The 11188-nt window shown below is 66.6% G+C and carries 10 protein-coding genes; 5 read left to right on the top strand and 5 right to left on the bottom strand.

Going from position 1 to position 11188, the window contains the following annotated elements; all coding sequences use genetic code 11:
* The first annotated feature begins 69 nt into the window (after positions 1-69).
* Together E1261_RS38155 and E1261_RS38150 are read left to right on the top strand one after the other, a co-directional pair.
* Complete coding sequence (locus E1261_RS38155; protein WP_132414619.1) at positions 70-909, top strand: ABC transporter ATP-binding protein; 840 nt, start codon at positions 70-72, stop codon at positions 907-909.
* Positions 906-1565 (top strand): hypothetical protein, encoded by a 660-nt coding sequence (locus E1261_RS38150; RefSeq protein WP_132414618.1) that lies wholly within the window; start codon positions 906-908, stop codon positions 1563-1565. Before E1261_RS38155 ends, E1261_RS38150 begins: the two co-directional genes overlap by 4 nt.
* Positions 1566-1570: 5 nt before the next feature.
* On the opposite strand, the gene E1261_RS38145 is transcribed toward E1261_RS38150, so the two are convergent.
* Genes E1261_RS38145 through E1261_RS38135 form a run of 3 tightly spaced genes read right to left on the bottom strand, consistent with a single transcriptional unit; the run spans position 1571 to position 4633 of the window.
* The gene (locus tag E1261_RS38145) at positions 1571-2398 is read right to left on the bottom strand and encodes a carbohydrate ABC transporter permease (protein ID WP_132414617.1); all 828 of its coding nucleotides are present in this window, start codon (positions 2396-2398) and stop codon (positions 1571-1573) included.
* 1 nt (position 2399) lies between these two features.
* Positions 2400-3293 carry a carbohydrate ABC transporter permease gene (locus E1261_RS38140; RefSeq protein ID WP_238176689.1) on the bottom strand — a complete coding sequence of 298 codons (894 nt, stop codon included), beginning with the start codon at positions 3291-3293 and terminating at the stop codon, positions 2400-2402.
* Positions 3290-4633 carry an extracellular solute-binding protein gene (locus E1261_RS38135; RefSeq protein WP_238176688.1) on the bottom strand — a complete coding sequence of 448 codons (1344 nt, stop codon included), beginning with the start codon at positions 4631-4633 and terminating at the stop codon, positions 3290-3292. Before E1261_RS38135 ends, E1261_RS38140 begins: the two co-directional genes overlap by 4 nt.
* Before the next feature lie 219 nt (positions 4634-4852).
* On the opposite strand from E1261_RS38135, the gene E1261_RS38130 reads away from it, so the two are divergent.
* Together E1261_RS38130 and E1261_RS38125 are read left to right on the top strand one after the other, a co-directional pair.
* Positions 4853-5881: a LacI family DNA-binding transcriptional regulator gene (locus tag E1261_RS38130; RefSeq protein ID WP_132414616.1), complete on the top strand. Its 1029-nt coding sequence runs from the start codon at positions 4853-4855 to the stop codon at positions 5879-5881.
* A 133-nt stretch (positions 5882-6014) separates the two neighbouring features.
* Positions 6015-8276 carry a HelD family protein gene (locus E1261_RS38125; RefSeq protein WP_202875391.1) on the top strand — a complete coding sequence of 754 codons (2262 nt, stop codon included), beginning with the start codon at positions 6015-6017 and terminating at the stop codon, positions 8274-8276.
* Between the two features lie 4 nt (positions 8277-8280).
* Here E1261_RS38125 and E1261_RS38120 read toward each other — a convergent pair whose 3' ends face one another.
* Together E1261_RS38120 and E1261_RS45615 are read right to left on the bottom strand one after the other, a co-directional pair.
* A complete protein-coding gene (locus E1261_RS38120) occupies positions 8281-8505 on the bottom strand; it encodes a hypothetical protein (RefSeq protein ID WP_132414615.1) in 225 nt (74 codons plus the stop codon).
* 26 nt (positions 8506-8531) lie between these two features.
* Positions 8532-8672, bottom strand: a complete 141-nt coding sequence (locus E1261_RS45615; RefSeq protein ID WP_165952783.1) for a hypothetical protein — start codon at positions 8670-8672, stop codon at positions 8532-8534.
* Positions 8673-8883: 211 nt separating this feature from the next.
* On the opposite strand from E1261_RS45615, the gene E1261_RS38115 reads away from it, so the two are divergent.
* On the top strand, positions 8884-11188 hold a 2305-nt coding region (locus E1261_RS38115), incomplete at its 3' end, for a penicillin-binding protein (RefSeq protein ID WP_132414614.1).

The following is an 11188-nucleotide window of genomic DNA, read 5'->3' as shown; positions in this document are numbered from 1 at the left end:
TCACTAACCCTCACCCGCCCCCTCGCCCGGGTGATGAGTCCGTGAACCGCACGCGGATAGGGTCGGGGGATGGAGGTTGTGCGACTGGTGGAGGTCTCCAAGCGATTTGGGCGGCGGGAGATTCTCCGTGGGGTTGATCTGCGGGTCGAGGCGGGCGAACTGCTGGCGCTGGTCGGGGCGAACGGGTCCGGCAAGTCAACGGTTCTGAAGCTGATGGTGGGGTTGTCGCGACCGACGTCGGGGACGGTACGGCGTACTGCGCAGGTGGTCAGTTACGTTCCGGACGTGTTCACGTCGCACGATCGGTTGTCGGCGTCGGCGTACCTCCGGCACCTGGGGCGGATCCGGGGACTCAGTTCGGGGGCTGCGAGAGAGCGCTCTTCGGTGCTGCTCGAGCGGCTGGCGCTGACCGGGGGCGCGGATACTCCGATGCGGAAGTTGTCGAAGGGCAATGCGCAGAAGGTCGCTCTTGCCCAGGCGCTGCTGACTCCGCCGGAACTGCTGGTGCTCGATGAACCTTGGGCCGGCCTCGATGCCACCGCCCACGAAACCCTCCGCGAACTGCTCACCGAGACCGCCCGGGCCGGTGCCGCCGTGGCCTTCACCGAACACTCCACCGAGACCGTCCGCAGCACCGCCACCCGAACCTGCGAGCTCCACGAGAGAGCGCTCCACGAGAGCACCTCTCGCGAGAACGCGCTGCCCAAGAATGCAACGCCCGAGAGAGCGCTCACTGAGATTGTGCTGGCGCCCGGGCCTGAGCTTGATTGGTCTGGGCGGCCCGAGGTGGTTGAGGTCCGGCGGAACGGTAACGGTACGACGTTGCTGGTGGTGACTGGCCAGCATGACGCGGTTCTGCTGAGCGCGCTCTCTCAGGGTTGTTCAGTTCGGCAGGTGAACGCGCAGTGAGCGCTCTCTACCGGTTTCTGCTGATCAGCGTTCTGCTGTCGCAGCGGTACCTGCCGCCGACCCTGATCTTCCTGGCTGCGCTCGCGGTCGGTACGACGTCGGACGACGGACCGCTGCAGTCGGCCTACGCGTTCTGTGTCCTGGCGATACTCGTGTGTACGACGTGGTTGACCGTCTCGATCGTGAATCACGAGGACCCGACCCAACGCCGGATCACGCTCGTGATGATCGGGAGCTCGACCAAGGTGCTCGCGATCACGGTCGCGGTAATCCTGACCTGGTGCGTGCCGCTGATCGTGATCGGGCTCTGCTACCCACTCGTCACCGGCAAGCACGTGGTGACCGCAGGCGTCCTGACGGTCGGTGTGGTCGCGCATCTCACCGCAGCCCTGGTCGGGATCGCGATCGGGCTGCTCTGTTCACGGCTCGTGATCCCGCGGATCGGCGTCGCGATGCTGACCGCGGCCGCCGCGATCCTCGCCGTTCTCCTGATCCGCTGGATCTCACCGATCCGCCCGCTGATGACCGTGCTCTCAGACAGAGAGCGCTCCCCCGCCGAGAGCGCCGTACCGCTGACTCTCCTGGCGGTGCTGAGCGCGGCGATCCTGACCGCCGCGCTCTTCACCGCTCGTGCCCTGTCCGACCGTAAGGAATAGGCCGGTCAGCGGCTGAAGCCTGCGGTTAGGCCGCTGAGGAGTTGGCGGCGGCCGACGGCGTACAGGATGACGATGGGGAGGGTGGTGAGGACGACCGAGGCCAGCACCGCGGGGACGTTGATGCTGTACTGGCCCTGGAAGGTCCACAGCGCGAGCGGCAGCGTTCTCTGCTCGGGGCTCTGGGTCAGGATCAGGGGCAGCAGAAAACCGTTCCACACGCCGAGGCCGTTGTAGATCGCGACCGTCACCAGCGCCGGCCGGGTGAGCGGGAACGCGAGCGTGCGCAGCATCCCCCACTCGGTCGCGCCGTCGACCCGCATCGACTCGAAGAGTTCCTTCGGGACGTCGCGGATGAAGTTCGTCAGCACCAGCACGGACAGCGGGATCGCGAACGCGATCGACGGGAGCACGATCGCGAGCAGGCTGTCGTACAGGCGCATCCGGATGATCAGCAGGTAGACCGGGATGATCGTTGCCTGCAACGGAATCGCGAGCCCCATCAGGAACAACCCGTTCACCCCGGCCAGGAACCGGCTGCCGGCTCCGCGCACGATCGCGTACGCCGCCAGGAACGAGATGCCGACAGCCGGGATGATCGTGCCCGCCGTGACGATCACGCTGTTCACGAAGTATCGCGGGAAGTCCGACTCGATCACCATCCGGTAGTTCGTCAGCGTCGGTGCGGTCGGCAGCGCGAACGGGTTCTGGCTGAAGTACGCCGACTCGTCCTTGAAACTCGTCACCACGATCCAGTACAGCGGGACCATCACGATCAGCAGCCACAGCCACGCGGCCGATCCACCGAACCAGTTCAACCGGGCAAGTTTGCGCATCTCAGGCTCCGTCCTGCTGGCTGGCCGTCGTACTGCCGCCGAGCCGGCGCAGCAGCAACGCGAGCGCGAGACCGATCAGCACCAGCAGTACGGCGATGACGCTGGCCGGGCCCATCAGGTTCGCCTGGAACCCGCGCTTGTACATGTCGAGTGCCAGCACCCGGGTGGCGTCACCAGGACCGCCCGCGGTGAGCACGAAGATCAGGTCGAAGAACGTCAGCGAGCCGACCACCATCAGCGTCGACGACGTGATGATCGTGTACTTGAGCTGCGGCACCGTGATGCTGAAGAACTGCCGGACCCGCCCGGCGCCGTCGATCTCGGCGGCCTCGTACATCGAGGTCGGGATCTGCCGCACGCCGCCCTGGTAGATCAGTGAGTGGAACGGGATGAACTGCCAGGACACCACGAAGATCACGACGCCGAGAGCGAGACCGCTGCGGCCGAGCCAGTCCTGGGTGAGGAAACCGAGCTTGAGACCGGGGCCGAGCCCGAAGTTCGGGTCCAGCAAGGCCTTGTAGGTGATCGCGATCGCGGCCGAACTGAGCAGCAGCGGCACGAAGAACAGCACCGCGAGCCAGCCGCGGTACCGCTGCCGCCCGGCCAGGAACGTCCCGATCAGCAGGCTGAGCGGCGTCTGCACCGCCCAGGACAGGATCATGATCTCGAACGTCACCCAGATCGCGTGCGGCAGACCGGGATCGGCCAGCACCGACCGCCAGTTCGCCGTACCGGCCGGATGAATCGCGCCCAGCCCGTCCCACTGCGTGAAGCTCAGCACCAGTACGCCGACCAGCGGCACCACGCCGAACATCACGAACATCAGCAGCGCCGGCACCACCATCCACTTGACCGCACCCGTCCCGTGCGACGCACCGGTACGGGGTGACGTCACTTGCCGATCACCGCGTTCATGTTGTCCGCGAACTGCTGCGGCGAGATCGAGAGCTGGAAGAGTTTGGCGATGTTGTCGAGCAGCGTCTCGGCCTGGGTCGGGCTGAGTGCCTGGTCCCAGGACTGCGCGAAGACCTTGGCGTTGGCCGAGGTTTCGTAGACGAACTTCAGCCAGTCGGCGTCGTTCTTGTCGGTGATCGAGGAGAGCCGGTCCTCGGCGCGCTTGGCCACCGCGATGTTGCCCGACTTCACCCATTCGTCGACGGAGGCGTCGTCCAGGGTGTTGTTGGCGAGGAACTTCTTCGCGATCTCCTTGTCGGCGTCACTCGCCTTGGAGGAGATCGACAGGTATGCCCCCGGGTTGCCGACGGTGTCGCTCGGGTCGCCCTTGCCACCGTCGACACCGGGGAAGTTCATGTAGCCCAGGTGCCCGCCGGTGACGAAGTCCTTCCCGGACGACTTCATGTTGCCGTAGGTCCAGGCGCCGTGCAGCATCATCGCGGCCTTGCCGGTGAACAGCAGCGCCTGGTCGGCGTTGGAGTCCGCGGTGATCGACGAGAAGCCCTTGATGAAACCGTTCGCCTTGATCAGCTTCTGCATCTCGTCCAGCGCCTTCAGCGCGGACGGATCGGACCACGCGTTGGCCTTGCCGTCGAAGATGCCCTGGAACAGCTCGGCACCGCCGATCCGGTCGAACAGGAACTCCAGCCACATCATGTTGGTCCAGCGTGACTGGCCACCGAGCGAGAACGGCGCGATCCCGGCGCCGTTGAACTTCGGCACCAGATCCATGATGTCGCCCCACGACTGCGGCGGCTGCGCACCGATCTTGTCGAACGCGCGCTTGTCGTAGAACAGCACGATCGGTGTCGTCGTCTCCACCGGCATCGCGTAGATCTTCCCGTCGACCGTCGCCGCGCCGAATGCGGACGGGAAGATCGACTCCTTGAGCGCCGCGTTCTGCGCGAAGAACGGGGTCAGGTCCTCGACCTGCCCGGCCTGGACGTAGCTCTTCAGGCCACCACCGCCCCAGCCCCAGATCAGCGTCGGGCCCTGCCCGGCGCCGATGGCGGTCTTGATCTTCTGCTTGAAGGCGTCGTTCTGGAACGAGTTCGTCTTCAGCTGGGTGCTCGGGTTCGCCTCGTTGAACCGCTTGACCTGGGCTTCCCGGATGGTCTGCTGCGGCTGGCCGGTGAGGAACCAGTACGTCGCTCCGCTGCCGGCCGCGGCACCGCCGGTCGAACCGGGGGTGGTCTTCGGCCCGGAGGTACCGCAGGCCGCGAGTGCGCTGACCGCGGCCAGGCTCAGAAAGGTCCGGCGCGATGTCTTCAGGGGGTCCACTGTGATCTCCGTCTCCAGGAAGTTGTTTCGTAACGTAGGTTTCGGGGATGTGACTGTCAAGACTTGAACAACCACCTTTTCAGGGTCACAGTGAGGTCACGCATCCCCTTGTTCACCAAGGGTTTCCGCGCAGCGTCGACGGCGTGCCGATTTGCCAACACCTTCGAAAAGTTTCGATAATCGGCAGATCACATCAACCGCCCCGGGAAGGACTCAGCGATGCCACGTCCGAAAGGTGCGGTGACGCTCGCCACCGTCGCTAGCAACGCCGGGGTCTCGATCGCCACCGTCTCCAAGGTGCTGAACGGCCGCAGCGACGTCTCCTCGGCAACCCGCGCCCGGGTGCAGGACCTGCTCGCCCAGCACGGGTACGTCGGCCGCCGGCCGGAGACCGTCGTCCGGGAGTCGGTCGAGCTCTTCTACCAAGGGGCCGTGAACAACTATTCGGTCGAGATCATCCAGGGCGTGGTCGTGGCCGGCCAGGCCGCGGGCATCGACGTCGTACTGAATGCGCATCCGCGGCACGAGTCCAGCGCGACAGACCGGGCGAGCCGGTGGATCCGCGAGCTGATCGCCGGCGGCCGCCGGGCCGCGATCGGTATCACCAGCGAGCTCACCGACGCCGACCTCGCGGCGCTGGCCCGCGCCCGGCTTCCGTTGGTGGTCATCGATCCGGCCAACATCCCGGAGCCGGACGTGACGAGCGTCGGCTCGACGAACTTCGCCGGCGGCATGGCCGCAACCCAGCACCTGCTCGATCTCGGGCACCGGCGGATCGCGTACCTCGGCGGCCAGCCCACCTCGGGCTGCAACCAGGCGCGGCTGAGCGGTTTCCGCAGCGCGATGGAGGCCGCGGGCGCGTCAGTGCCGAAGAACTACATCTGGCAACGCGACTTCCTGTACGACGATGGCGTGGCCGGCGGGACTGTCCTGCTCGACCTGCCGGACCGGCCGACCGCGATCTTCGCGGGCAGCGATGAGGTCGCGCTCGGTGTGATGGAGGCAGCCCGGGCCCGCGGACTGCGGATCCCCGAGGACCTCAGCGTGGTCGGCTTCGACGACACGCAGGTCGCGCGGCTGGCATCACCGCCACTCACCACGGTCAAGCAGCCGCTGCGCGAGATGGGCGCCGTCGCCTTGCGCACCGCACTCCGGCTCGCGGCCGGAGAGACTGTCGATTCTCATCACGTCGAACTCGCCACGACATTGATCATTCGCGGCTCAGCCGCGGCTATTGCTTGCGAGTAACCCCGGAAATAGATACCGTTGGGTGTTTGTGTCTGAAAACAAAAAAGTTGCCCTCGTGGGGCAACTAAGACCAGATTAGCAGACAATCCCAGCCCAGACAAATCTAATTCTGGCAAGACCGATCGGGGACCTCGTGACTGACGAGCTGCTGGCACAGCAAGTGGCAGAAGAACAAGGGCATGTGGCGATCATGTACGAACGGCTCGACGTATTGCGCGAAAGGGCACGCGGCGAGCTGGAACGTGTTCAGGGCGAGAACACCGTCGACAATCTGCAGGGCTACAGCGAACGCGAATCGTTCACCAATCTGTTCTCCGGCCGATTCGCCCAGCTGTCGTCGGTGGAACGCGGATTGTGTTTCGGCCGGATCGACGAGACCGACGGCGAACGGTTCCACATCGGCCGGATCGGGTTGTTCGACGAGGAGTACGACCCGCTGCTGATCGACTGGCGGACACCGCTCGCCCAGTCCTTCTACCGCGCCACCCCGGCCGCGCCGCTCGGGGTCACCCGGCGCCGGCACATCCGCCTCAGCGGCCGCACGGTCATCGGCGTGGACGACGACGTACTCGACCTTGACGCGTTGCAGGACAGCGATCGCAGCACGCTGATCGGCGAGGCGGCGTTGATGTCGTCGCTCAGCGCGAACCGGACCGGCCGGATGAACGAGATCGTCGCGACCATCCAGACCGAGCAGGACGAGATCATCCGCTCGGAGCTCCCCGGCGTGCTGGTCGTGCAGGGTGGACCCGGTACCGGCAAGACCGTGGTCGCGCTGCACCGAGCGGCGTACCTCCTCTACACGCATCGCGAGCAGCTCTCGCAGAACGGCGTACTGGTTGTGGGGCCCAATACGACGTTCCTGCGCTACATCGATCAGGTGCTGCCGTCGCTGGGCGAGACCGACATCGTACTGGCGACTGTCGGCGAGCTGTATCCAGGAGTGGAGGCGAATGCGGCCGAGGACGCGACTGCCGCGCGGGTGAAGGGCGACCTGGCGATGGTCGACGTCCTTGCCCAGGCGGTCGCGAACTTCCAGCGGGTCCCGGACGCACCGCTCCACCTCAAGGTCGATCAGCACGAGCTCGTCCTGCGGCCGGACGCGGTGCGGAAGGCGAAGGAGCGGGCGCTCGACTCCGGCGAGCCGCACAACCCGGCGCGGCGGATCTTCGTGCGCCGCATCCTGACCGTGCTCACCAATCAGGTCGTCGACACGATCGGCCGGCAGTACGTCGGCGAGGAGGACATCGAGGACATCCGCAAGGAGCTGGCCGAGGACGAGCGTGTGCACAGCGTTCTGGACCATCTCTGGCCGGAGCTCACACCGCAGCTCCTGGTCAGCGTGCTGCTGTCGTCGGCCGAGCGCCTGGCCGCGGCGGCGCCGCAGTTGAGCGCGGACGATCAGGCCGCGATCCTCCGCCCGATCGACGCGCCGTGGGCGGCCTCCGACGTATCGCTGCTCGACGAGGCAGCCGAGTTGATCGGTGAGCTCGACTCCACGGTGTCCGCCCGGAAACACCAGGCGGCCGCGGCAGCTGCGGAGGCCGAGGAGAACTGGAGGTACGCGAAGGAGGTCGTCCAGGTCCAGATGGAAGCGACCAACATCGTGGTGATGCCGTGGGAGATCGAGCAGTTCGAGAATCTGGTAGCTCGCCGGACGGAGCTGATCCGCAACCCTGGAACAGTTTCGGAGCGCGCGTCCGCCGACCGCAGCTGGGTCTTCGGGCACGTCATCGTGGACGAGGCGCAGGAGTTGTCGGCGATGGACTGGCGGCTCCTGATGCGGCGCTGCCCGCGGCGCTCGATGACGCTGGTCGGTGACATCGCGCAGGCCGGGACGGATGCCGGGGTGAAGTCATGGGCCGGCTTGCTCGAGCGGTACGCACCACGCCGCTGGCGCACCGCCGAGCTGACCGTCAACTACCGCACGCCGACCGAGATCATGACGGTCGCGGCCGATGTGCTCACCGCGATCGATCCGACCTTGCAACCACCGGTGTCGGTGCGCGAGGGCCACGACGAGCCGTGGATCCGCGCCGTACCGGGCAACGAGTTCGTCGACGCGCTCCGGGACGCGATCAAGACCGAGCGGGAGGCGATCGGTGACGGCCGGCTCGCGGTGCTGGTGCCAGGACCCCGGTACGACGAACTGGCCGCCGTACTGGATGATGTTGCCTACAGCAACGACCCGGCCGTACTCGATGCTCCGGTCGCCCTGCTCGATGCCACCCGGTCCAAAGGCCTTGAGTTCGACGCGGTCCTGATCGCCGATCCGGCCGGCATCATCGCCGAGTCTCCTCGAGGCCTCTCCGACCTGTACGTCGCCATCACCCGCGCCACCAAACGCCTTGGTGTCCTGGCCGATAGCGACGTACCGGAGGTGTTGCGGCGCTGACGGATCAGCACCCACACCACTTGGCCAGGGACTGGGTGGCCTTGGTCAGGACGGTGCCGAGCAGGGCCCGGTCCTGCAGACGTCCGCCGACGGTGACCTCGGCGTCGGCGGTCTTGTTACCGGAGAAACCGATGTATCGGGTCGCGACCCAGCGGGTGGTCGATCCGCTCCGGTAGGTGTAGACGAGGGTGGACACCCGCAGCGGACCCTGCCCTGTCGTCGACTTCATCGTGCCGTTCTGCAGACCGAGGATCTTCAGGCCTGGCGTGCCTGACTGTTGCTGGCAGCAACTACACGCGCCTGGGCCGGCGCCACCCCCGCCAGCATCAGCCCGGCCGTCCCCAGTGCGGCCAGGCCGATCAACGAGCGACGCGATGTAGTGATCAATCGCTTCATGCTTCTCCCCTTTGTTCGCTCTCTTAGCAGGTGAGACGCCGGTCACACTCGCCGGGTTGATCACGGAGTGGCACGTCCCCTTCCGAAATGGCGACAGTTGGCGCCGTCCAGTGAGAGCGTGACCACGCAGGGTGAGATTGCGGGTCAAATGTGTTAATTCCGTAACGTATGGCCTGCCGAAGCCCCCAGACCTGCCGTACTGTGCCGGGTCATGCACAGAAGTGAGCCGGCCCGCCCCGGTGTCTTCCGGTCGGTGCTCCTCTTTCTCCTGGTGAGCGCTCTGTCCGGCGCTCTCGTTGCCGGTCTGGCGCTCCCGCTGGCCGGCCTGGCCGGCGTGACCACGCAGACGGCGCACAACACCGTCCAGTTCCTCCCGCAGGACCTGGCGATCCCGGCGTCGCAGCAGAAGACGGTCATCCAGGCGGCGGACGGCTCGCTGATCGCGACCCTCTACAAGGAGAACCGCACCGAGGTCCCGCTGAAGGCGATCAACCCGATCATGCGGAAGGCGATCGTCGCGATCGAGGACGACCGGTTCTACGAGCACGGCGCGCTGGACGCCAAGGGCACGCTGCGCGCGCTGCTCCGGAACCAGACGGCCGGCGGTGTGTCCCAGGGCGGCTCCAGCATCACCCAGCAGTACGTCAAGCTCAGCCTGATCGCGAAGGCGAAGAGTCCCGAGGAGCGTGCGGCAGCGACCGCCGACACCTACGAGCGGAAGTTCGCCGAGCTGCGCTACGCGATCGCGGTCGAGCAGAAGGTCTCCAAGGACGAGATCCTGCACCGCTACCTGAACCTCGCCTTCTTCGGCGGCCGCTCGTACGGCGTCGAGGCCGCGGCCCGGCACTATTTCGGGGTGCCCGCGTCGAAGCTGAACCTGCCGCAGGCCGCACTCCTGGCCGGGCTGGTGAAGAACCCGGTCGGCTACGACCCGAGCGACAACCCGAAGCGGGCCAAGGACCGCCGCGACACCGTCCTGGCCCGGATGCGTGACCTCGGCATCATCACCGGCAAGCAGGCCCGGGCCGCGATGCGGACGGCTGTTATCGACCCGCGCAAGGTGCAGGTCGTGCCGAACGGCTGCGCGAACTCGAAGTACCCGTTCTTCTGCGATTACGTCGTGGCCAAGCTGAAGGAGAACCCGGTCTTCGGCCGGACCAAGGAGGACCGGGAGAACTACATCCAGACCGCCGGTCTGACGATCCGGACGTCGCTCGACCCGAAGATGCAGGCCGCCGCCCAGAGCTCGATCGACAAGCACTCCAAGCCGACCGACCAGGCGGTGGCCGCGATCACCGTGGTCGAGCCGACCACCGGTCTGGTGAAGGCGATGGCGCAGAGCAAGCCGTACGGGTTCAAGAAGAACCAGACGGCGTACAACTACAACGTCGAGAAGTCCTACCCCGGCGGGTTCGGCGGGTTCCAGAACGGGTCGACGATGAAGACGTTCACCATCGCCGCCGCGATCCAGAAGGGCGTCCCGCTCAACTACCGGATCAACTCCCCGCAGGTGCTCGACCTGAGCGGGCAGGAGTTCAAGACCTGCAAGGGCGTCGCCTCCGACGAGAACTACGTCCCGAAGAACTCGACCAGGACCGTCCCGGACCCGTCGATGATCGACGCGGCCCGCGCCTCGACCAACACCTACTTCCTGCAACTGTCCCAGCAGGTCGGCCTGTGCCCGATCGCCACGCTGGCGGCGCGGATGGGCATGCGCGATGCGCAGACCGAGAAGCCGCTCGAGCAGGTCCCGTCGATGACACTGGGCTCGGCCGGTCTGATCACGCCGATGATGATGGCCAGTGCATACGCGACCTTCGCGGCCCGCGGCGTGTTCTGCAACCCGCATGTGGTCACCGCGGTCGCCAGCGTCCGCGGCAAGACGATCGCCACCCCGGGCCGCAGTTGCAAGCCGGTGATGACCCCGCAGGTCGCGGACGGCGTCAACTACGTGCTGAACAAGGTTATGGAGCCAGGCGGTACCGGTAGCAAGATGAAGTTCGGCCGCAGCGACCTGGCCGGCAAGACGGGAACCACCGACGAGAACAAGGCCGTGTGGTTCGCGGGCTACTCGTCGAAGTATGCAGCCGCCTCCGTGGTCGCCGATGCGACGCCGCCGGCCAAGAACCTGATCGGTCAGGTCCTCAACGGCAAGAAGCTGCGCGACGCCTCCGGCTCCGGTACGGCGGGTCCGATCTGGGAGGCCACGATGCGCGGGATCCTGGCCGGGCTGCCGTCGTCGAAGTTCGTCCAGCCGGACGAGAAGACCATCCGCGGCAACGTCAAGGACCTGCCGATGGTGAAGGGGATGACGCCGGAGCAGGCCACCGCCGCACTCGTGGCGCTCGGCTTCAAGGTCTCGGTCTCCGACACCCTGGTCGACTCCGACGCGGTCTCCGGCACGGTCGCCTACACCAGCCCGCGGACCGAGGACGGCGCCCTGCCGGGTGCCATGGTCACGCTGTGGCTGTCCAACGGCAGCAAGGCGCCGCCGCCCACCAGTCCCCCACCGACAC

The organism is Kribbella albertanoniae (assembly GCF_004348455.1).
GTDB lineage: Bacteria > Actinomycetota > Actinomycetes > Propionibacteriales > Kribbellaceae > Kribbella > Kribbella albertanoniae.
The sequence above is the reverse complement of the archived record's forward strand: the minus strand, read 5'-3'. Positions and strand labels throughout refer to the sequence as shown.

Bases quoted from the DNA above. Each gene is read 5' to 3' on its own strand.
- E1261_RS38120 (WP_132414615.1), bottom strand. From the start codon at position 8,505: ATGAAGTCGACGACAGGGCAGGGTCCGCTGCGGGTGTCCACCCTCGTC.
- E1261_RS38145 (WP_132414617.1), bottom strand. From the start codon at position 2,398: ATGCGCAAACTTGCCCGGTTGAACTGGTTCGGTGGATCGGCCGCGTGG.
- E1261_RS38130 (WP_132414616.1), top strand. From the start codon at position 4,853: ATGCCACGTCCGAAAGGTGCGGTGACGCTCGCCACCGTCGCTAGCAAC.
- E1261_RS45615 (WP_165952783.1), bottom strand. From the start codon at position 8,672: ATGAAGCGATTGATCACTACATCGCGTCGCTCGTTGATCGGCCTGGCC.
- E1261_RS38155 (WP_132414619.1), top strand. From the start codon at position 70: ATGGAGGTTGTGCGACTGGTGGAGGTCTCCAAGCGATTTGGGCGGCGG.